At 73.8% G+C, this 21,076-nt stretch carries 19 protein-coding genes; 7 read left to right on the forward strand and 12 right to left on the reverse strand.

Features of this window, described 5'->3' with window-relative positions; genetic code table 11:
* Window positions 1–4: 4 nt before the first annotated feature.
* Window positions 5–1,195 carry a UDP-galactopyranose mutase gene (gene glf, locus VKZ81_RS19445; protein WP_324243029.1) on the forward strand — a complete coding sequence of 397 codons (1,191 nt, stop codon included), beginning with the start codon at window positions 5–7 and terminating at the stop codon, window positions 1,193–1,195.
* Here glf and VKZ81_RS19450 read toward each other — a convergent pair.
* Together VKZ81_RS19450 and VKZ81_RS19455 are read right to left on the reverse strand one after the other, a co-directional pair.
* Window positions 1,147–2,373 carry an MFS transporter gene (locus VKZ81_RS19450; RefSeq protein ID WP_324243030.1) on the reverse strand — a complete coding sequence of 409 codons (1,227 nt, stop codon included), beginning with the start codon at window positions 2,371–2,373 and terminating at the stop codon, window positions 1,147–1,149. The two genes, glf and VKZ81_RS19450, sit on opposite strands and share 49 nt — an antisense overlap.
* Before the next feature lie 52 nt (window positions 2,374–2,425).
* Window positions 2,426–2,950, reverse strand: coding sequence for a hypothetical protein (locus tag VKZ81_RS19455; RefSeq protein ID WP_324243031.1), 525 nt, complete (start codon window positions 2,948–2,950; stop codon window positions 2,426–2,428).
* Between the two features lie 314 nt (window positions 2,951–3,264).
* Between VKZ81_RS19455 and VKZ81_RS19460 the strand changes: the two genes are divergently transcribed.
* Window positions 3,265–5,271 carry a glycosyltransferase gene (locus tag VKZ81_RS19460; RefSeq protein WP_324243032.1) on the forward strand — a complete coding sequence of 669 codons (2,007 nt, stop codon included), beginning with the start codon at window positions 3,265–3,267 and terminating at the stop codon, window positions 5,269–5,271.
* A 48-nt stretch (window positions 5,272–5,319) separates the two neighbouring features.
* On the opposite strand, the gene VKZ81_RS19465 is transcribed toward VKZ81_RS19460, so the two are convergent.
* Together VKZ81_RS19465 and VKZ81_RS19470 are read right to left on the reverse strand one after the other, a co-directional pair.
* Window positions 5,320–7,191 carry a glycosyltransferase gene (locus tag VKZ81_RS19465; RefSeq protein WP_324243033.1) on the reverse strand — a complete coding sequence of 624 codons (1,872 nt, stop codon included), beginning with the start codon at window positions 7,189–7,191 and terminating at the stop codon, window positions 5,320–5,322.
* Between the two features lie 124 nt (window positions 7,192–7,315).
* Entirely contained in the window at window positions 7,316–10,201 is a 2,886-nt protein-coding gene (locus tag VKZ81_RS19470; RefSeq protein ID WP_324243034.1) for an arabinosyltransferase domain-containing protein, read from the reverse strand.
* Between the two features lie 57 nt (window positions 10,202–10,258).
* On the opposite strand from VKZ81_RS19470, the gene VKZ81_RS19475 reads away from it, so the two are divergent.
* Together VKZ81_RS19475 and VKZ81_RS19480 are read left to right on the forward strand one after the other, a co-directional pair.
* Window positions 10,259–10,897 (forward strand): nitroreductase family protein, encoded by a 639-nt coding sequence (locus tag VKZ81_RS19475; protein ID WP_324243035.1) that lies wholly within the window; start codon window positions 10,259–10,261, stop codon window positions 10,895–10,897.
* A gap of 161 nt (window positions 10,898–11,058) precedes the next feature.
* Window positions 11,059–12,567, forward strand: coding sequence for an acyltransferase family protein (locus VKZ81_RS19480; RefSeq protein WP_324243036.1), 1,509 nt, complete (start codon window positions 11,059–11,061; stop codon window positions 12,565–12,567).
* A gap of 83 nt (window positions 12,568–12,650) precedes the next feature.
* Here the strand turns inward: VKZ81_RS19480 and VKZ81_RS19485 are convergent, their stop codons facing one another.
* The 3 genes from VKZ81_RS19485 to dprE1 all read right to left on the reverse strand — a co-directional run bounded on the left by VKZ81_RS19485 (window position 12,651) and on the right by dprE1 (window position 15,030).
* Window positions 12,651–12,839, reverse strand: coding sequence for a hypothetical protein (locus VKZ81_RS19485; protein ID WP_324243037.1), 189 nt, complete (start codon window positions 12,837–12,839; stop codon window positions 12,651–12,653).
* A gap of 80 nt (window positions 12,840–12,919) precedes the next feature.
* Complete coding sequence (dprE2, locus tag VKZ81_RS19490) at window positions 12,920–13,675, reverse strand: decaprenylphospho-beta-D-erythro-pentofuranosid-2-ulose 2-reductase (RefSeq protein WP_324243038.1); 756 nt, start codon at window positions 13,673–13,675, stop codon at window positions 12,920–12,922.
* A complete protein-coding gene (gene dprE1, locus VKZ81_RS19495; protein WP_324243039.1) occupies window positions 13,672–15,030 on the reverse strand; it encodes a decaprenylphosphoryl-beta-D-ribose oxidase in 1,359 nt (452 codons plus the stop codon). The genes dprE2 and dprE1 overlap by 4 nt, the downstream gene beginning before the upstream one ends.
* A gap of 97 nt (window positions 15,031–15,127) precedes the next feature.
* Here dprE1 and VKZ81_RS19500 point away from each other — a divergent pair, with 97 nt between their 5' ends.
* Window positions 15,128–15,724, forward strand: coding sequence for a DUF1707 SHOCT-like domain-containing protein (locus VKZ81_RS19500; protein WP_324243040.1), 597 nt, complete (start codon window positions 15,128–15,130; stop codon window positions 15,722–15,724).
* Here the strand turns inward: VKZ81_RS19500 and VKZ81_RS19505 are convergent.
* From VKZ81_RS19505 to VKZ81_RS19515, 3 genes are read right to left on the reverse strand one after another with little or no spacing between them, the layout of a single operon-like run.
* The gene (locus VKZ81_RS19505; protein WP_324243041.1) at window positions 15,715–16,284 is read right to left on the reverse strand and encodes a dihydrofolate reductase family protein; all 570 of its coding nucleotides are present in this window, start codon (window positions 16,282–16,284) and stop codon (window positions 15,715–15,717) included. The genes VKZ81_RS19500 and VKZ81_RS19505 overlap by 10 nt on opposite strands.
* 1 nt (window position 16,285) lies before the next feature.
* Complete coding sequence (locus VKZ81_RS19510; RefSeq protein ID WP_324243042.1) at window positions 16,286–16,921, reverse strand: dihydrofolate reductase family protein; 636 nt, start codon at window positions 16,919–16,921, stop codon at window positions 16,286–16,288.
* Window positions 16,922–16,936: 15 nt separating this feature from the next.
* Entirely contained in the window at window positions 16,937–17,476 is a 540-nt protein-coding gene (locus VKZ81_RS19515) for a dihydrofolate reductase family protein (RefSeq protein WP_324243043.1), read from the reverse strand.
* Between the two features lie 192 nt (window positions 17,477–17,668).
* Between VKZ81_RS19515 and VKZ81_RS19520 the strand changes: the two genes are divergently transcribed.
* Window positions 17,669–18,385 (forward strand): TetR/AcrR family transcriptional regulator, encoded by a 717-nt coding sequence (locus VKZ81_RS19520; protein ID WP_324243044.1) that lies wholly within the window; start codon window positions 17,669–17,671, stop codon window positions 18,383–18,385.
* A 7-nt stretch (window positions 18,386–18,392) separates the two neighbouring features.
* Here the strand turns inward: VKZ81_RS19520 and VKZ81_RS19525 are convergent, their stop codons facing one another.
* On the reverse strand, window positions 18,393–20,072 hold the full coding sequence (locus tag VKZ81_RS19525; protein ID WP_324243045.1) for a DUF885 domain-containing protein: 1,680 nt from the start codon (window positions 20,070–20,072) through the stop codon (window positions 18,393–18,395).
* Window positions 20,073–20,137: 65 nt separating this feature from the next.
* On the opposite strand from VKZ81_RS19525, the gene VKZ81_RS19530 reads away from it, so the two are divergent.
* Window positions 20,138–20,554: a GtrA family protein gene (locus VKZ81_RS19530; RefSeq protein WP_324243046.1), complete on the forward strand. Its 417-nt coding sequence runs from the start codon at window positions 20,138–20,140 to the stop codon at window positions 20,552–20,554.
* A 95-nt stretch (window positions 20,555–20,649) separates the two neighbouring features.
* On the opposite strand, the gene VKZ81_RS19535 is transcribed toward VKZ81_RS19530, so the two are convergent.
* Window positions 20,650–20,961 (reverse strand): YybH family protein, encoded by a 312-nt coding sequence (locus tag VKZ81_RS19535; RefSeq protein ID WP_324243047.1) that lies wholly within the window; start codon window positions 20,959–20,961, stop codon window positions 20,650–20,652.
* Between the last annotated feature and the right edge of the window lie 115 nt (window positions 20,962–21,076).

Raw genomic sequence — 21,076 nt, forward strand, 5'->3', positions numbered from 1 at the left:
TGCCGTGACCTACGCGGGATACGACCTCGTCGTCGTCGGCTCCGGGTTCTTCGGTCTCACCGTCGCCGAACGAACCGCGCGCGAGCTGGACAAGCGGGTGCTCGTCCTGGAACGCCGATCGCACATCGGCGGGAACGCATACTCCGAGGTCGAGCCGGAGACCGGCATCGAGATCCACCGCTACGGCGCGCACCTGTTCCACGCCTCGAGCGAGCGGGTGTGGGAGTACGTGAACCGCTTCACGAAGTTCACGAACTACCAGCACCGGGTGTTCGCGCGCGCGGGCGACCAGGTCTACGCGTTCCCGATGAACCTCATGCTCATCAACCAGTTCTTCGGCCGCGCGCACACCCCCGACGAGGCCCGCGCCCTGATCGCCGAGCAGGCGTCCGAGATCGACACGAAGGCGGCGCGGAACCTCGAGGAGAAGGCGATCTCGCTGATCGGGCGCCCGCTCTACGAGGCGTTCATCAAGGGGTACACCACCAAGCAGTGGCAGACCGACCCCAAGGAGCTCGACGCGTCGATCATCACGCGCCTGCCGGTCCGCTACACCTTCGACAACCGGTACTTCAACGACACCTACGAGGGCCTCCCCGTCGACGGGTACACCGCGTGGCTCGAGCGGATGGCCGATCACCCGAACATCGACGTGCGGCTCGACGTCGACTACTTCGAGGTGCGCGAGGAGATCCCGCCGGGCACCCCCACCGTCTACACCGGCCCGCTCGACCGCTACTTCGGCTACTCGGAGGGCGCCCTCGGGTGGCGCACGCTCGACTTCGAGCAGGAGATCGTGGACACGGGCGATTTCCAGGGCACGTCGGTCATCAACTACAACGACGTCGAGATCCCCTTCACCCGGATCCTGGAGTTCCGCCACTTCCACCCGGAGCGCGACTACCGCACCGACAAGACGGTCATCGTGCGCGAGTACTCGCGTTTCGCCGAGCCGGGTGACGAGCCGTACTACCCGATCAACACGCCGGAGAACCGGGCCAAGCTGCAGCGCTACCGCGAGCTCGCCCGCAAGGAGACGGCGAACGCGAAGGTGCTGTTCGGCGGCCGGCTGGGTACCTACAAGTACCTCGACATGCACATGGCGATCGGCTCGGCGCTGACCATGTTCGACAACCGGCTGCGGCCCTACTTCACCGAGGGCAAGGCGCTGTCGGGCCCGGAGTCCGACGACTGAGGTGATGCCTGGCCCGGCCGGGTGCGGGGCACCCACCGGGCCATGCCGGCGGCACCCAGCGCGGAGATCACGCCGAGCGCCACGGCGCCCGCGGCCAGCGTCGCGGCCGCGGTGACGGCGGCCAGCGCCAGCGGCCCGATCAGGAAGCCGGTGTCGTGGCAGAGGCGGAAGGCGCCGAGGAACTCCGCCCGCCCCTCGCGCGGCGCGGCGTCGGCGCCCAGCGTCATGATCAGCCCGTTGGAGAGCCCGTTCGCGACGCCCATCAGCACCGCCACCGCGCCGAACGCGACGACACCGCCGGTCAGGGGCAGGGCCAGGTGGGCCGCGGTGAACGCGACGAGCGAGCCGACCGCGACGGGCCGGCGCCCGCGCAGGTCCATCCACCGCCCCGCCGGGTAGGACAGGGCGACGTCGACGGCGGCGCCGACCCCGAAGAGCAGGCTGGTGGTGGCCGCGTCGAGGCCGATGTGGTCGGCCCACAGCGGCAGCACCGCCGTGCGCGAGGCGCGCGACGCGCCCATGACGAGGGCGCCGATGCCGAGCGTGCCCAGCACCCGGCGGTGGGCGACGAGCACCCGTCGCAGGGGCTGGGCGGGCCGCCCGCCGCCGCGGTCGGACGCGACGGCGGGCATGCCCGCCATCAGCGCCCCGGCCACGACGACCGCGACGACCTCCACGAGGAAGCCGCCGCGCGGGCCGAGCAGGTACACCACGCCCGCCCCGAGGAACGGGCCGAGAAGGGTGCCCACCCGGGAGAGGCCGGCCATCGCCGACAGCGCCCGCGCCCGCAGCGCCACCGGCACCGACTCGATGATGTAGGCCTGGCGGGCGAGCGCCCACACCGCGCTCGCCACCCCGTACATGCCGACGCCGACCGCGAGCACCGCGGGCGTCCACGACAGCAGGGACAGCGCCGCCCCGACGGCCCCGATCGCGCTGCCGAGCAGCACGGCCGACCGCTCGCCGATGCGCGTGACGATCCGACCGGCGGGCAGGTCGCCGAACACCATGCCGAGCCCGAGGAGGGCGACGATCAGGCCGGCACCGCCCACCGACGCCCCGAGCTCCCTCGCCTGCAGGGCGATCACCGGGACCGCGGCGCCCTGCCCGACGCCGAAGACGGCGGCGGGCAGGAACACCGGGACGAAGAGCCGCCGCAGCGACGCGTCCTCGGACACCGCTCGTGGCCCTCCTGCCGACGTGAGATTGCTTGCCGTCAAGCAAGCTACCTCACCCGGCGGCCACCGCGGGTCCCCGTGCGAACCGGTTCTCGGGCCGGGGCAGCCCGAAGTGGTCGCGGAGCGTGCGGCCGCTGTACTCCGTGCGGAACAGGCCGCGCTCGCGGAGGATCGGCACGACGGTCTCGACGAACACCTCGAGGCCACCGGGGTGGTACGGCGGCATCACGTTGAACCCGTCGGCCGCGCCCCGAGGTGAACCACTCCTCGATGGTGTCGGCGACCTGCTCCGGCGTGCCCGCGAACACCCGGTGGCCGCGGGCGCCCGCGAGCCGGTGCAACGGTCGCCGCACCGTCGGCCGTCCCGCTGCACGATGCCGGCCACGACCTGCAGGCGGCTGCGGCGGTTGTCGGTGCCCGTCCTCGCCGCGGCGGTGCTCGGGCCGGTGATGCGGCCGATGGTGCTGCGCGCGGTCGGCCCCTCGTCGAGCAGGGCGCGCAGCACGGCGGCGGCGTTCTGGCCGCGGCGGCCGCCGGCGGTGTCGTCGGGCGGGGTGGACAGGAGGCTGGTGGGCATGGACGTCCCTGCCGTCGAGCGAGGTGCGGGCGGCGTGGCGCGCGGGGCGTCCGGCGTATCGCGTCAGCCCGGGCGGCGGGGCCCGCACAGAGCGCGCTCGCCTGTCGACGCAGGTCGACGTGGCGGCGAGCGCGGAACGTCGCGGCCGGGGGACTTGCCGCCGATCTCCCCGACGCGGCGGGTGCGGCGCGATGACCGGAACCACACGGGTGGGCGCCCCGCCGGGACCGGGCCGCACGCGCCGTCGCTACCCTCGGACGCTGAGTGCGCACGCCACTCGTGCCCGGCCCTCGACGACACAGGACCCCTCCTCGATGACGATCTCCGAGACGCCGTCCCGCCCGAAGCAGGCGCGCCGCCGCCCGAAGCCGGCCGCGCCCGAGGGCCACCTGCTGCAGCGGGTGATCCTGCCCCGCACCGGCGATCCGATGAGCGTCCGCGCGCTGTACCTCGACGAGCGGACGGGGGTGCGGCTCACCACCGTCCCCGACGTGGTCGGCGGGCCGGAGCCGAAGCGCGTCACCCTCGCGGGCTCCACGGTGGACGTCCGGCGCCTGCGCGTCACCTCGCGCACCACTGCGGTGGTGCCGGAGCAGAGCGAGGTCTCCTTCGCCGCCTACTTCAACGCGTTCGCGGCGGCCTACTGGCGCCGCTGGAGCCGCCTCACCGAGGTGCACCTGCGCCTGTCGCTGGAGGGCGCGGGCCGGGTCGACGTCTACCGCACCAAGTCCGACGGCTCCACGATCTTCGAGCGCGGCGTCGTGGTGTCCGGCCGCGAGGAGCTCGACCTCCCGCTCGACCTGCGGCCCTTCGAGGACGGCGGCTGGTACTGGTTCGACCTCACCACCGAGGAGGGCGAGCTCACCCTGCACGCGGGCGGTTGGTACGCCACCGACGAGCCGACCGGACGGGCCGCGGTGGCGGTCGGCACGCCGACCTTCAACCGCCCGGCCGACTGCGTGGCCACGCTCACCGCCCTCGGCGAGGACCCGCTCGTGCGGGAGGCGATCACCGCGGTGATCGTCCCGGACCAGGGCACGAAGAAGGTGCGCGACGAGCCCGGCTTCGAGCACGCCGCCGCCGTGCTCGGCGACAAGCTGCGGATCATCGACCAGCCCAACCTCGGCGGGTCGGGCGGCTACGCGCGGATCATGTACGAGGCGCTCGAGCACACCGACTGCGAGCAGATCCTCTTCATGGACGACGACATCCTGCTCGAGCCGGACTCGGTGCTGCGGGCCGTCGCGTTCTCCCGCTACGCCCGCTCGCCGATGCTCGTCGGCGGCCAGATGCTGTCGCTGCAGGCCCGCTCGCAGCTGTCGACGATGGGCGAGGTGGTCGACCGGGGCAGGTTCCTGTGGCGCAACGCCCCCGGCACCGAGCCGCACCACGACCTCGCCGAGCAGCCCCTGCGCCTCACCCCGTGGCTGCACCGGCGCACCGACGTCGACTACAACGCCTGGTGGACCTGCCTGATCCCGCGCGCGGTCGCCGAGGACGTCGGCATGCCGCTGCCGCTGTTCATCAAGTGGGACGACGCGGAGTACGGGCTGCGCGCCCGAGCGAAGGGCTACCGCACCGCCACCGTGCCCGGCATCGGGATCTGGCACATGTCGTTCCTCGAGAAGGACGACACGAGCGACTGGCAGGCCTACTTCCACTACCGCAACCGGTTCATCGCGGCCGCGCTGCACGGGCCGGACGACCCCACCGCGCTGCTGCGCGACACGTTCAAGCGCACGCTGCGGCACCTGCTGCTCATGGAGTACTCGGCGGTGGCGCTCCAGGAGATGGCCGTGCGCGACTTCCTGTCCGGGCCGGAGCACCTGTTCCGCAAGCTGCCCACGGTGCTCGACGACGTCCGCGCGAAGCGGGCCGAGTACGACGACGGCAGGCCGCTCGACTCGGCCACGCAGGTCCCGCTGTCCGATCTCGACGCGCTGTCGGCCCAGCTGTTCCCGGAGCCGCCGTCCGGCAAGCTCGGGGCGGTGAAGGGGCTCGCCAGGGGCGTGCTGCACAACCTGCGTTCCCCCGACCCCGGCCACCAGGTGGTGCCGCAGCGCAACGTGCCCGCCCGTCACGCGCAGTGGTTCGTGCTGTCCCGGCTCGACTCGGCCACCGTCGCCACGCCGGACGGGCGCGGGGTGACGTTCCGCAGGCGCGACCCGGTGCTGTTCCGGTCGATGCTGAAGACCGCGGTGCGGGAGTACCGCCACCTGGCGAAGGCGTGGCCCGACCTGCAGCGCCGCTACCGCGCCGCGTTGCCGGAGCTCACCAGCCGCGAGGCGTGGGCCCGCGAGGTGTTCGACAAGCAGGGCTGACGGCCGCCCCGGGGGCTCGCCCGCGTCGCCGGTGAGCCCCCCGGACCGTCATTCCTCGAGCCCGTAGAGCCGCATCCAGTTCTCCCGGCTGGAGAGCCGGGGCAGCTCGGCGCGGTACCGCTCGGCCACGGCCGGCGCCTCGCGCACGAAGCGGCGCAGCAGGACGGCCGCCCGCCGGGCGAGCTGCAGGGCCGTCTGCTTGTCGCGGATGCGCACCCGGAAGCCCTGCTCGGACATGTCGGTGACGACGGCGCGCTCGAAGAGGGAGACGTGCCACCAGTGCGCGTCGCCCGCGGGCACCGCACCCGTCTGGTACGCGGCGCGGTCGGTCAGGTGGTAGGCGAGCCGCTTGAGGAACGTGAGGGTCTCCGAGCCGGGCGGGTTGGCCGCCCGCACCACCTGCCGGTCGTGGAACTCACCGCCCGCGGCCGACATCGGGTGCATGACCGTCTCCGGGTAGGCCTTGCGGACCTCCCGCACTCGCGCGAGGGCATCGGCCGAGCCGTCCCAGAGGGCCTCGGGGCCGTTCAGGAAGTCCTCGACGGCCAGCAACATCGTGGCCGTCATCCCGTACTGCATGGCGACCAGCTGGTGCGCCACCAGCTGCGCGAGCCGCCCGGAAACCCGGCGGATCGAGAAGCCGGTGTGCAGCGCGGCCATGATCAGCCCGTTGCGGATGGTGAAGTACCGCTGCCACTCGTCGCCGTCCTTCCACCCGAAGTCGGCGTGCCACACGCCCGCGCCGGGGAGGGAGACGGTGGGGAAGCCGCGGTGGCGGGCCCGGTAGCCGTATTCGATGTCGTCCCACTGCAGGAACAGCGGCAGCGGGTAGCCGATCGCGCGGATCACCTCCGCCGGGATCAGGCAGGACCACCAGCCGTTGTACTCGGTGTCGACGCGGCGTTCCTGGTTGATGGGCAGCTGTCGCTCGTCGAGGCCCAAGAGGTAGGCCTCGCGCAGCGCGCCGGGCATCTTGAGCCCCATCAGGAGCACCTCGGGGTCGGCGTACTCGGCCGAGATGTGCAGGTGGCCCGGGTGCAGCAGGTTGAGCATCTGCCCGCCGACGATCATCGGGTGGCGCGTGCACGCCGCGAACGCCGTGAGGCGGATGAGGAGCTCCGGCTCCAGCAGCACGTCGTCGTCCATGAGCAGGACGTCGGCCTGCTCGTCCGGTGCGCCCTCGGTGGCGTGCAGCATCCCCCGGGCGAAGCCGCCCGCACCGCCGAGGTTGCGCTGGCGGACGTAGCTGAAACGCTCGCCGAGCGCCGCGGCGACCTCGGCGAACCGCTCGCGCGACTCGAGGGGGTCGCTGCCCTGGTCGGCGACGTGCACGGTCCGGATGCAGGTGAGCGCCTCCGGGTCGCTCGCCAGCGCCTGGAGGGTGTTGAGGCAGTCGTCGACGCGGTTGTGGGTGGTGATGGCGACGTCGGTGGGGGCGAGCGGCCGTGGCGCCGCGACCGTCCAGCGCACGTCGGAGACGGTGAGCTCGTCGGTCTCGGTCGCGATCTCCAGCCACATCCCGCCGCCGTCGACGAACCGGTCGATCGGCCCGACGAGGCGCACCGCGGTGTCCTCACCGCCCTGCACGTCGACGGCGGCGACGATGCGCCACACCTTGTTCGTGTCCGACGCCATCAGCCGCAGCCGCCCGGTGCCGGACGCCACGGCGGACACCTCGACCTCGCCGATGTCGGTCCAGCGCTGCCAGTACGTGGCGTGGAACCGGCCGAAGTAGGTGTTGGTGCTCACCAGGGACCCGGGGGTGAGCACGACCCGCTTCCGCTCGCGCCGCGCGGTGCCCCGCTCGACCCTCGAGTAGAGGTCCTCGGGCACGAGGGCGGACGGCCCGAAGAACAGCCCGCGCTGCGCCAGCAGACGGGCAGGCGGCCGGTCGTCCCGCCGGCCGGGGTCGTCTTCCACCCCGGGCGTCGCGGACCGATCCGTGCTGTCCGATGTGCGTAGCATGCGCGCGGCCGTCCTCCGGTCGTCGGGTGCCCTTCGTGCCATTGTGGGGGCGCGGCGGTGCGGGCCCCGGTTCGGGGGGTCACCCGACGGGGTCGATGCTCGGCACCCGTGGGTGACCGGTCCGCTCCCATCCGCCCACCGTGCGCCAGGTGACGACCGGCTCGGGGTGCGCGAGTCGCCCGATCGGGAGCCAGCGGTAGAGCTGGACCGCGTCGCGGAGCGGATCACCGTCCAGGTAGGTGGGCATCCGCCGTTCGGTGATCAGCAGCCGCGGTGCGGCGAAGGGGCCGCCGTATTCGGCCTGGTAGGTGATGTGGGTCTCGGCGTCGTCCAGCGGCGGGCCCACCCGCCAACGCGGGAGCGCCGCGGTGCCCAGCGGCAGCGGCTCCGGGGTGAGGCAGGGGAAGAGGAACGCGACCGGCCAGTCGAGCAGCGCGCCGCTGCCGGGGGGCAGGAGCTCGGTCATCCGGGTCAGCCGCGGCGCGCGGGGCAGGGTCGCCCGCGCCTGTGCCGCCTCGGGCGCGTCGACGGCCAGCCGGACGGTGGTGGCCCCGGCGGGCGCGAGCTCGCGGACGTCGTCCCGGGTGGGCAGGCGCGGGGCGATGCGCCTGCGCTCGAGCACCTGGGTGCCGTCGCCGAACTCCAGGTACAGGCCGTCGGCCTGCTGCAGCGTCCCGGACGTGCTGACGACGACGGGCAGGGCCTGGGCCCGCTGCTGCGGGGCGAGCGAGAACCACGGCGTCGTGCTCCGGCCGGCCACGGCCACCCCGGGAACCGGTCGCCCGCCCACGTCGACCGGCACGGTGGCGGGGGGTTCGCCCTCCGCGACGGGCAGCAGCCCGGCGGCGGGGTCGGTCTCGACCGACAGCCGCTCCTGCAGCCCGCACGGCCGGCCGCGCACCGCGGAGGCGAGGTCCGAGGCGAGCGTGTAGCTGTCGCGGTGGGTCACCGCGACGCGCACGGTGATGAGCACCTGCAGCGCGAGCGCGCAGGCCAGCACCCCGGCGAACACGACGGTGGGTGTGGGGAGCCGGCGGGGAAGCGGGCCCTCGCGCTCGCCGCCCGCCCGCCGCCACACCCGCCGCACGAGCGGCGGTACGACGAGCGCGGCGCCCACCACCAGCAGGATCGTGGCGATCGGGATGTCGAGCAGCCGCGGGGCGATCGTGCTGAACGTCGGCGTGAACCAGGCTCCCTGGTAGGGCCAGAGGTTGTAGCCGGCCAGCACGACCGCGCCGACGACGGTGGTGGCCGCGAGCCCGGCGAGGAACGCGCGGGGGCGGGCCCGCAGCGGCGCCGACCCCACCACCGCACCGAGGACGAGCACGGCGGTGCCGTAGCCGGCGAGGTCGCCGAAGTGCTGGGTCCACTTCGTCGGGGCGAAGGTCAGCGTCGCGGTGCTCAGCAGGAGCCCGACGACGAGCCTGCGGGCGGGCCCGGCCGCGATGCCGGTGCGCACGCGGGGCAGCGCCCACAGCACGGCCGCGGCCGCCAGCAGCGTGCCCAGCACGGCGGCGCGCCGCCCGACGGCGCCCTGGAACGTGGTGCCGAGCAGCCGCGCGTAGCGGTCGGTCTCCTCGAACCACGGCTGGCCGCCGCCGACGGCGGTGCGCACCCGGACCGCCTCCAGCATCCCGGCGAGGCTCTGGTCGGGGACCATCAGGTACACCGCCGAGGTGGCGGCCGCCGCGAGCACGGCCAGCAGCGGCAGCGGGGGCAGGTCGCGCCGGCCGCGCAGCTGCGCGAGCAGCGGACGCCCCGCGGCGAGGAACGGGGTGAACGCCATCAGGCCGCCGGGCGTCAGCGCGGTGGTCGCGCCGGCGAGCACGAGCGCGACGGCGAGCGGGAGCAGGCGCGCGGTCGCGAGCGCGCGCTCCACGGCGAGGTAGACCGCGAGCGCCCCCACGGCGACCCACGGCTCGGGGCGCAACCCGAGCCCGAAGGGGACCCACCAGGTGGCGAACGCCAGCGCGGCGGCCCACGGCACCCAGCGCCGCGCCGCGAACCGCCCGAGGCGGGGCAGCACGAGCCGCGACACCAGCCACCACAGCAGCAGGCCGAGCAGCGTGGACGGCAGCCGCATCCACGCCGTCGCGGGCGAGACCAGCGACCACTGGTGGTAGAGGCCGTAGAACCAGCTGAACGGCGCCTCCGGCGCGTTCAGCCAGCGGTAGGCGTTGCCGATGAAGCCGTTGGCGCCCGCGCTGCGCACGATGCCGGCGATGTAGCCGTCGTCCACCGTGATGGCGCCGATCGCCCACCACAGCCCGAGCAGGCCGGCCACGGCGCCGTCCACCGGCCGCGGCCGCCACCAGCGCGGCGGCAGCAGGCGGACCCGGCGGGCCCGGTCGACGCGGTGCAGCACGAGGAGGACTCCGAGGAGCGCGAGCCCACCGACCACCCCGATCGCCGCCTTCAGCGGGGAGATCGCGGTCTCGAACCGGGCGTCGGCGGTGAGCCGCAGCCCGACGCCGTCGCGGACGTCGGAGAACGCGCCCGCGACGTCGGGGCGCACGTCGCCGCCGCGCTCCAGCGCGGGGCGCCCGTCGACCAGCACGGCCGTGCGGTCGGGGTCGGAGACGACCGACACCGTGCAGTCGCCGGGGGGCAACGCCACCGCACCCAGGTCGACGCCCGCGCTCTCGACCCGCACCGACCCGCCGTCCGCGGTGAGCCGCAACCCCTGCAGCGGCTCGCCCACCACGTCCGGTCGGTGCGGGACGGTCGCGAGCAGCACCTCGCCGGGCGCCGCCTCGCGCGCGGCGGGGCAGCTCACCTCGGCCGTCAGCGCGACCGGCTGGTACGGCTGCAGCGGGATGGCGGCGTCGCCGTCGGCCGCCGTCCAGGAGTAGGTGGCCTCGGGCTGCTCGACCGGGGCGAACGGGAACGCCACCGCGGCGAGCACGGCGAGCGACCCGAGCAGGCCGGCGGCCCGGCGCAGGCCGGGGTCCGACCGTGAGCGCACCCGCGCAGCCTAGGAAGCGCCCGGCCGAACCCGGCCCGTGGGGGCATGATCTGTCGTATGACGCTCCCGCTGACCCCGGACGAACTCCTCACCACCACCCGCTCGGTGCGCAAGCGCCTCGACCTCGGCCGGCCGGTGCCGCTGGAGCTGGTCCGCGAGTGCCTCGAGGTGGCGCTGCAGGCGCCGACCGGGAGCAACGAGCAGGGCTGGCACTGGGTCGTGGTGACCGACCCGGACCAGCGCCGGGCGATCGGCGACTACTACAAGCGCTCCTACGACAGCTACCGCACCACCCGGGAGCAGCGGCTCGCGACGCTGCCCGAGCACCGGCAGGCCGTCGGCGCCCGCGTCGCGACCTCCGCCGACCACCTCGCCGAGCACATGGGCGACGTGCCGGTGCTCGTGCTGGCGTGCATCACCGTCCGGGGCGAGCTGCCCTCGGGCAACCAGGCGGGCCTGTGGGGCTCGCTGCTGCCGGCCGCGTGGAGCTACCAGCTGGCGGCGCGCGCCCGGGGCCTGGGCACGGCGTGGACCACGCTGCACCTGGCCTACGAGAAGGAGGTCGCCGAGCTGCTCGGGATCCCGCCGAACGTGCGCCAGGGCGTGCTGCTGCCCACGGCGTACTACACGGGCGAGACGTTCCGCCCGGCGCCCCGGGAGCCCCTGGACACGGTGCTCCACGTGAACGGCTGGTAGCACACAGTGGTGGGCCGGGGTGGGAGACACGCCGCCCCCACCCCCGTTTTTCCGCCCGAACGGAGCAGGTATCCGGAAGCGCTCCGTGAGGGACGCCGCCAAGCCGGTACGTTCCGGGTGTCACTCGCACCGCTGGTCGGTCGGGCCTCGTTTCCCCGAGCGTGACGCTCCCACGCCCCTCTGCCACCCCATCTGGTACTCGAGCCGCATCATCCGGAGGAATTCCGGGCGGCGAGATCCGAGGCCTGACGGGGCTGCGGGCCGTCGCCGCCGGGTGGGTGGTGCTGTTCCACTTCCACTTCACCCCGCTGCCGGGGGTGGCCCAGGTGGTCGACGCGCTGGGGCCGCTGGTCACCTCGGGTGCCCTCGGCGTGGACCTGTTCTTCGTGTTGAGCGGGTTCGTGATCGCCCACACGTACCTGGACAAGCTGGGCCCGTCGCTGCGGGCGGCGGCCACGGCCCGGTTCCTGTGGGCGCGCGCCTGCCGGCTGTGGCCGGTGTACCTGCTCGTGCTGCACGCGTTCGGGGCCTGGCTCGTGCTGCGCGCGGTGTTCGACAGCGACGGGGTCATCGCCTACCAGGCCGTGCAGCCGGTGCTCGACGTCGGCCAGTACCTGCAGCAGCTGCTGCTGGTGCAGCTCTGGGACGACCCCTGGTTCGACGGGGCGTCGTGGGTGGGATCCACCTGGTCGATCAGCGCCGAGTGGCTCGCCTACCTGCTGTTCCCGGTGGCCGCGCTGGTGCTGTACCGCATGCGCTCGCTGCCGGTGGTGGTGCTCGCGCTCTGCTCGCTCGCGCTGATGGCGCCCATGACGTGGGCCTACCTCGCCACCGGCAGCCCGTACTTCGAGTGGAGCTGGCTCGTGCGGATCCTGGGCGGGTTCGGCGCCGGCGCCCTCGCCCACCTGGTCGTGCGCAGGCTGTCGTGGACGCCCGCGCAGCGCCGCGCCGCCTCGGTCGTCGCGGCGGTGCTGCCGCTGGTGCTGGCGGCGGGCCTGCTGCTGGGCGAGCTCGCGGGCCCCGGCCGCGGCGGGGCGGTGATGCTGCTGTTCCCGCTGCTCGTCGCGGCGCTCGCGGGGGCCGACCGCGGCCCGGCGATGCTGCTGTCGACGCCCGCGCTGGTCCACGGCGGGCGGCTGTCCTACGCGCTGTACCTCGTGCACATCCCGCTCTTCGAGGTGTACTGGCTCGCGCTGGAGCGCTTCCCGGTGCTCGCACCGAACACCGCGCTGGCCCACGTCGTCGGGATCCAGGTGCTGTTCGCCGCGGTCGGGGTGTCGGCGCTGGTCTACCGGATGGTCGAGGAGCCGAGCAGGCGCGGGCTGCGCAGGCTCTCGCCGGCCGTCGAGCGGCTCGGTGTCCGCGTCGCGATCGCGCTGGGGATCCTGCGCGCCCGGCCGGTCACGCTGCCCGACGTCGCCGCGTCCACCGACGGCGCGCTGGCGACCGCGGCCGCCCGGTTCGCGGCGAAGCGCAGGGCCCACGCGCGGCTTTCGGGCAGGCTCGAGGGGCCGCGGCACGCCGCGTCGCCGCTGCGGCCCGCGACCCTCGCCGCGGCGCTGGCCACGGCCCAGCGGAGGCGGGCGGCGCACCGCCGCGAGCTGGACCTCTGGGCCGACTACGAGCGGGCCGAGTACATCCGGGGCAACTACCTGGCCGCGGGCAACTGACCACGCGGGGTGCGAGGGGGTTGCAGCGAGGCCACCTCCCTGCAGCGGGGTGCGGGGAGGCGGCCTCGCTGCAACCCGACGAGTCAGGCCGGCGGGCCCGCCGAGAAGAGGATCGGGCGGACCTCGATCCCGAGGCCCTCCACCCCGACGTCGGGGATCATGGCGGTCGGTGCCGGCGCTCGCTCACGGGTGGCGCGATCGACGATGATCTCCTTGCGCTGCTCCTCGGTGAGCGCGTCGAACGCGGCGGGGTTCGGCTGCATGATCAGCATGCGCTTCGCGGTCGTTCCTCCCCGGCGGGGTCGGTCCCCGCCCGGACGGGGCGGAACGGCCGCGCCGCCCTCGACACGCGTCAGGCGGGAAGTTTGCGGAACACCGGGCGCGGCAGGTGCCGCAGCACGCTCATCAGGTACCGGACCGGCGGGGGCGCCCAGACCAGCTCCCGGCGCTTGCGCACCGCGTCGACGGTGATCGCGGCGACCACCTCGGGGGTGGTGGACAGCGGCGCGGGCCGCATCCCCTCCGTCATCCGGGTGTGCACGAACCCGGGACGCACGACCGTGACCGCCACGCCGTGGGGGCGCAGTGCCTCGGTGAGGCCGGAGTAGAACGCGTCCAGCCCGGCCTTGGTGGAGCCGTAGACGAAGTTGGAGCGGCGGGCGCGCTCACCCGCCACCGAGGAGAACGCCACGATCGACCCGTGGCCCTGCTCGCGCATCCGCTCGGCGAGCAGCACGCCCACCGACACGGCCGCGGTGTAGTTCACCTGCGCCATCCGCACGGCGTACGAGGCGTCGGTCCAGGCCCGCTCGTTGTCGCCGAGCACGCCGAACGCGACGACCGCCACGTCGATGTCGCCGCCCGCGAAGGCCTTGCCGATGACGTCGGCGTGGCCGTCGAGCGCCTCGGCGTCGAACGGGAGGGTTTCCACGGCGCAGCCGCGCGCCTCCAGCCGCGCGCGGGCCGCGTCGAGCCGGTCCGACGGGCGCGCGGCGAGCACGACCCGCAGCGGCCGGTCGCTCGCGAACGCCTCCACGACCGCGAGGCCGATCTCGGAGGTCCCCCCGAGCAGCAGGATGCTCTGCGGGTTGCCCACTGCGTCGATCACAGAAGCTCCAGTCGTCGTGCCATGTCGGAGACGAAGACCCCCTCGGGGTCGACCGAGCGGCGCACCGCGCGCCACTGTTCGAACCGCGGGTAGCCGCGCCGGAACTTCTCGGCGCTGAGCCGGGACTCCTTCGCCAGGTAGAAGCGGCCGCCCGCGCCGAGCACCAGCTCGTCCAGCTCCTCGCACAGCTGGTGCAGGCCGCGCGCGATCGGGAAGTCCACCGTGATCGTCCAGCCGGGGCGGGGGAACGACAGCGGCGCCCGGTTGCCCTCCCCGAACCGCTTGAGCACGTTGAGGCCCGACGCGTGCGGGGACGCGGCGATCTTCTCGACGATGCGGCGGAACGTCGCCTCCTCGCCGAACGGGACCACGAACTGGTACTGCAGGAACCCGCGCGACCCGTACACCCGGTTCCAGTCGCCGAACAGGTCGAGCACCTGGTAGAAGGCCGTGATGTTCTGGATCGCGCCCCGCTGGCGCCGCGGCGCCTTGCGGTACCAGAGCTCGCTGAACGCCCGCAGCGTGTAGCGGTTGGCGAGGCCGTTCGGGAACACGTCGGGGAACGACAACAGCTGCGGCGCGTCGAACTTGAGCGGGTCGCGGCGCAGCTTCGGGGGCAGCTGGTCGACGGTGGCGAGCGAGCCGCGGGTGAGCACCGCCCGGCCGAGGTGCTTGCCGGTGGTCGTGGTGTCGAACCAGGCGGCCGAGTAGCCGTACGTGTCGTCCGAGCCGTCGGTGAGCAGAGCCATCAGCTCGTCGAGGTCGGCCGTGCGGTCGGTGTCGACCACGAAGTAGGCCGACTCGGTGCGGTGCAGCTGCACGCCCGCGCGCACCACCACGCCGGTGAGGCCCATGCCGCCCACCGTGGCCCAGAACAGCTCGGCGTCCGGCCCGTCGGGGGTCAGGCGGCGTACCGAGCCGTCGGCCGTGACCAGGTCGATCCACCGGACGTGGTTGCCGAAGCTGCCCTTGGTGTGGTGGTTCTTGCCGTGGATGTCCGCGCCGATGGCGCCGCCGATCGTGACCTGCCGCGTGCCCGGCAGCACCGGCACCCACAGCCCGTGCGGCAGTGCCGCGCGCATGAGGGTGTCGAGGCTGACGCCCGCGTCCAGGTCCACCACGCCGGTCTCGGCGTCGATGGAGTGGATGGTGGCGAGCCCGGTCATGTCGAGCACGGTGCCGCCCGCGTTCTGCGCCGGGTCGCCGTAGGAACGGCCCAGGCCGCGCGCGATCACGCCGCGCGGGCCCGCGTTCTTGATCGCGGCCGACACGTCGTCAGGGGACCGGGGGACCACCACCGTGGCGGCGGTGGGCGCGGTCCGTCCCCAACCGCGCAGGATCGTGGGTTCCGGCATCGCGGCCAGGGTAGCGCCCACCGCCGTGGCGCCGGTTCGCGCCGTCGGGGCCGCTCGGCGAGCCCCGATCCGGCGCTGCTTCACTAGGCTCGGCGGGGTGAGCGAGCAGCCCGAGTCGCGCGGTTTCCGCATCTCCGATGCAGACCGCGAGCGGGCAGCGCAGCGGCTGCACCAGGCCATGGCCGAGGGCCGGATCACCGTGAGCGAGCTGGAGGAGCGGCTGGCCGTGGTCTACGCGGCCCGCTACGAGGCCGACCTGCTGCCGCCGTTCGCCGACCTGCCCGACCCCGACGCGATCGTCGCCCACCCGGAGCGCGCGGTGCCGGTGGACGTGCCGCCCGTGGTGCTGCGCGCGGGGATGTCGACGATCAAGCGGAGCGGGGCGTGGGACGTGCCGCCCCGGCTGCGGCTGCAGAGCGCGATGGGCTCGGTCGTGCTCGACTTCTGCGACACCGTGATCCGCCACCCGGTGGTGGACATCGAGGTCGACCTGGGCGCCGGATCGGCCAAGCTCCTCGTGCCCGACGAGGCCACCGCGAACGTCGACGGGGTCGTGGCCACCATGGGCACGGTCAAGAGCAGCGTCCCGTCCGTGCCCCGGCCCGGGATGCCCCACTTCGTGGTGCACGGCCGGGCCGGGATGGGTTCGGTGACGGTGCGGCGGCGCTACCGCATCGCGGGCCGCTACTTCTGATCCACCCGCTGGAAGATCGTGATCGGGATGCCCTCCCCGACCACGCGCGACCCGGTCAGCTTCCACCTCGACTTGTCGGGCGTCTCCCCGAACAGCCGCCGACCGGTGCCGAGGATGACCGGGAACGTCATCAGGTGGATCTCGTCGACCAGGTCGTGCGCGAGGAGCGCCTGCACGAGCCGGATGCTCCCGGCGACCTGGAGCTCGCCGTCCACCTCCGCCTTGAGCGCCGCCACCTCGGTGGCGGGGTCGCCGCGGAGCACCCGGGTGTTGTTCCAGGCCGGGTCGGTGAGGGTGCGCGAGACGACGTACTTGGGCATCGCGTTGTACTTGTCGGCGAGCTCGCCCTCGTAGTCCGGCCACGCGCCGGCGAACGACTCGTAGGTCGTGCGGCCGAGCAGCAGCGCGTCGGCGCCGAGTGCCTCGTCGAGTTTGAACCGGTCGCCGTCCTCGCCCCGGTCGAAGTCGAACGACCAGTTCCGGTGGACGAACTCCTCGCCGCCGGGCGCCTCGACGACCCCGTCCAGCGAGATGAACTCGGTGACCACGATCCGGCCCATGTCAGGCCCTCCTCCGCGTGAAGGTCAGGTGGGTGGTTCCGCTGGGTGAGGCGGTCGCCTCGACCTCGTAGTCCTGCTCGATGCCCTCGAGGCCGTCCCACAGCCGCACGCCGCGGCCGAGCAGGATCGGGACGACCGCGACGTGCATGTGGTCGATGAGCCTCGCCGCGAGGAACTCGCGGACCACGGTGGCGCCGCCGCCGATGCGGACGTCCCCGCCCCCGGCCGCCTCGCGGGCCGCCGCCAGCGCCTCCTCGGGTGAGGCGTCGAGGAAGTGGAACGTGGTGCCGCCCTCCATCTCGATCGACGGGCGGGTGTGGTGGGTGAGGACGAACACCGGCGTGTGGAACGGCGGGTTGGGTCCCCACCAGCCCTTCCACCCGGGGTCGGCGTGCCAGCCCGGGTAGCCGAACTTCCCGGCGCCCATGATCTCGGCGCCGATGCCCGGTTCGTGCTGGTGGACGAACGCGTTGTCCACCCCGACGGTCCCGCGGTCCTTCTGCCACCAGCGGGTGGCGAACATCCACCCGTGCAGCCGTTCCCCGGCGTGGCCGAAGGGCGCGTCGCGGCTCGGTCCCTCGCCGGTGCCGAAGCCGTCGAGCGAGATCGAGAAGTTGTGGACCCGCACGAGCGACACAGCGGTCCTCCCCGGTCAGCGCGCGGCCGGGCCGTAGACCAGGTGCACGACGCCGGTCTCGAACGTGGTGGACGACAGCAGCTGCAGCGGCACCTTCGCCCCGTCGGCGAACAGCTTCTGCCCCGAGCCGACCACGACCGGGTGCACGAGCAGGTGCAGCTCGTCGACCAGCCCCTGCTCGACCATCCACTGCACGAGGACCGCGCTGCCCGTGGTGGCGAGGTGCTGGTCCTGCTTGAGCCGGGTCAGCTCCGCCTTGACGTCGCCGCTGACGATCGTCGAGTTCTCCCAGGTGGCCTCGGTGAGCGTGTTCGAGACGACGTACTTCCGCGCGCTGTTCATCTGCTTGGTCATCGGGTCGTCCGGGTCGGCGGTGGGCCAGTACCCGGCGAAGCCCTCGTAGGTGGTGCGGCCCAGGAGCATGGCGTCGCCGCCCTCCATCAGGGCCCCGACGGCCGCGCCCATCTCGTCGTTCCAGTAGTCGAAGTGCCAGGTCTCCGGCGCCTCGATGACGCCGTCGAGCGAGATGAAGAGCCCGGACTTGATCGATCCCATGGTTCCTCCTCCGGTCGGGTCCGGGATGAAGACCGCGCGACGGCGCGGAACTGATCGCGGCGGGCCCGTGTCGTGGACCACTCGTCCCGTCGAGGCACCCGCGGTCCGAGTACTGTGTCCAGAGTAAACAGTATCTATCGGATACTGTTTACGGCAACGGCGTCGAGGGGGCAAGAGCGGATCGGAGAACGGATGGGCGACGAGACCGGACGGGTTGTCGAGCTGCTCTGGGGAGCGCCGAGCCGACCCACCCGCGGGCCGCGGCCGTCGTTGTCCCTCGCCGCGATCGCGGACGCGACCGTGCGGATCGCCGACGCCGACGGCCTGGGGGCGGTGTCCATGCAGCGCGTGGCCGACGCCTTCGGCGTCACGAAGATGGCGCTGTACCGGTACGTGTCCAGCAAGGCGCAGCTGATCGCGGTCGCGATCGAGGCCGCGGTCGGCGAACCGCCGGTGCTGTCCGGCACCGGCTGGCGGGCGCGGATCGAACAGTGGGCCGGGCTGCTGCGCGAGAACTGGCTGCGCCACCCCTGGTTGCCGCAGGCGACGGTGGGCGATCGCGTGATGGGCCCGCGCGAGGTCGCGTGGATCGAGTGCCCGGTCGCGGTGCTCGCCGAGGCGGGTCTCACCGGTCGTGAGCAGATGGACGCCGTGCTCCTGCTGTGCGCGCACGCGCGCAACACGCTCACCGCGTCCGTGTCGGGCACGCAGCCGTGGACGCCGGGGGCGGGGTCGGGCTCGCTGCGCGAGCAGCTCGCCCGACGCGCCGCCGACTACCCGGCCGTGCTGGCCGCCACCCGGTCCGGCCGGTCGGAGGACAACGGGTGGCGGTTCGGGCTCGAGCTCATCCTGAACGGGCTCGAGGCGCGGATCGGCCGCGCCGGCGACCGCAGGCAGGCCGGCGCGTGAGCCCGGCCTACAGCTTCGCGAGCTCGTCGGTGAGGTCGTCGAGGCCGAGGCTGCCCAGCGACAGGGCGGCGGCGTGCCACGCCTTCAGGTCGAAGTCCGCGCCCTTGGCCGCCCGCGCCGCCTCGCGGCCGGCGAGCCACGCCCGCTCGCCGAGCTTGTAGCTGATGGCCTGGCCCGGCCAGCCGAGGTAGCGCACGATCTCGCTGTCGACGAACGGACCCGGCCGCCCCGAGTGCGCGCCGAAGAACTCGCGCGCGACCTGCGGGGTCCAGGTCTCGCCCGCGTGCAGCGGAGAGTCGTTCGGCACCCGCAGCTGCAGGTGCATGCCGATGTCGATGACCACCCGCACGGCCCGCATCTGCTGCGCGTCGAGGTAGCCGAGCCGGGAGCCGGGCACCGTCAGGTAGCCGAGCTCGTCCATGAGGCGCTCGGCGTACAGCGCCCAGCCCTCGATGTTGCCGGACACGGCGCCGACCGACGTCTGGTACGTCGAGAGCCGGTCGGCGAGGTGGGTCCACTGGGCCAGCTGCAGGTGGTGGCCCGGGACGCCCTCGTGGTACCAGGTGCTGATCAGCTGCCAGAGCGGGAACCGGGTCTCGCCCATGGTCGGTAGCCAGGTGCGGCCCGGACGGGAGAAGTCCAGCGACGGCCGGGTGTAGTAGGGGGCGGCGGCGCTGCCCGGCGGGGCGATCATCGCCTCCACCGCCCGCACCGGCGGCGCGATGTCGAAGTGCGTGCCGTCGAGCTCGCTGATCGTGGTCTCCATCAGCTGCTGCAGCCAGGCGCGCACCTCCTCGACGCCCTCGATGGCGGGTCCGTTCTCGTCGAGGTGACGCATCGCGGTGCGCAGGTCGGCGCCCGGCAGCACGGCCGCGGCCTCCCGCTGCATCTCGGCGGCGAGACGCCGGTACTCCTCCCAGCCCCACGCGTACGCCTCGGTGAGGTCGAGGTCCGCGCCGGTCGAGAGGCGGGCGCCGAGCCGGTACCGGTCGACGCCGACCGCGTCCGGGGTGCCCTCCGTCGCCGGCAGGTAGGTGTTCGCGAGGAATCCGCGCAGCGCGGCGGTGGCCCCGGCCGCGGCGTCGGCGGCGCGCGTCAGCTCCGACCGGACCGTGGGGGAGACCCCGTCCGGCGCCTTCGCCGCGAACGCGTGGAACCACGAGCCGCCCTCGCCGCCGAGCCACTCGTCGAGCTGGCCGACGACGGTCTCCACCTGGCGGGGCGCCGCGTGCAGCCCGCGGCGCGACCCCTCGGCGAGCGCGGCGGTGTACCCGGTGAACGCCTCCGGCACCTTCGCCATCCGCCGCGCGACCACCGCCCAGTCGTCCGGGGTGGCCGTGGGCATCAGCTCGAACAGCTGCCGGACCTGCGCGGGCGGCCCGAAGATGTTGCGGACCGCCCGTAGGTGCTCACCCGCTTCGCTCACCGCGAGCTGGGCCTCCAGCCGCTCGCGCAGCAGCCGGGCGCAGCGGCGGTCGTCGTCGTCGGACGCGGTGGCCGACGACAGGGCGTCGAGGGTGGCGCGGGCCAGCTCGTCGAGCGCGGCCTGGCCGTCGGGGGAGAGGTCGGGCACCCGGTCGTCGCCGGGGTGCGTGCCCAATGACGTGGCCACCCGGGTGTCGAGGTCGGCAAGCCTGCGGACGTAGTCGTCGGCGAGGGAGCGTACGGCGGCGTCGGTGGTCGTCACCCGATCCATGGTGCCCCCTGCCGGTCGGCGCGGCCGGGGCGGTGCCGACTCGATACCCTGGGCCGGTGACCGCGACCCGGCCCGCACCGACGGCCCGCCCCGGCCTGATCGCGCAGCTGGGGCGGTTCGTGGCCGTCGGCGCGTTCTCCGCGCTGGTCGACTTCGGCACCTACCACGCCCTGCTGGCGCTCGGCACCTGGGTGCACCTGGCCAAGGCCATCAGCTTCATCCTGGGCACCACCACGGCGTACCTGCTCAACCGCCGGTTCACGTTCACCCAGAGCGCGGGGGGCAGCGCCCGCTTCGCGGGCTTCGTGCTGCTCTACGGCACCACGTTCGCCATCAACATCGGCGTGAACGCGGTGATGCTCGCGGTGCTGCCGCAGCTGCCGTTCCGCACGAGCCTGGCCTGGGTCGTCGCGCAGGGCACCGCCACCGCGATCAACTTCATCATGCTCCGCACGGTGGTCTTCCGGCGCTGAGCCTCACCGCGGGTGCTCCCCGCGCTGCAGCAGGCCCACGCCGACCCACCCCCAATAGACGCGATGGCGCGCGATGAGCCCGTCGCGGATCTCCGTCACCTCGACGAGGTCCATCTGGTCGCCGTCCGGTGCCTCGCGGGGGTACTCCCAGACGAGCCGGGTCCCGTCGGTGACGTACCCCGTGCGGTGGCGGCGGCGGGCTGGTTCGCGAACACCTTCTCGACGAACCGCCGCAGCTCCTCCCGGCCGCGCACCACGCCGTCGGCCGTGCCGAGCAGGTAGCAGACGAGCGGGCTCTCCAGGACGGCGTCGGGGTGGTACAGCGCGAGCACCGCCTCGAGGTCCTTCGCGCCCAGCGCCTCGTCCCAGGCCGTGTGGACGTGCTCGATCTCCTCGGTCGCGTTCACGGGACCGACGTCAGGCAGCAGACGTTTTGGTCCGGGCCGAATCGTCGACGCGGCAGCCTCGATGGCGTGTTCGACGGGGACCTGGCACCCGTGGCGTCGCTGATCGGCGACCCGG

It is taken from the genome of Pseudonocardia sp. (assembly GCF_035305885.1).
In the GTDB taxonomy this organism is placed as follows: Bacteria; Actinomycetota; Actinomycetes; order Mycobacteriales; family Pseudonocardiaceae; genus Pseudonocardia.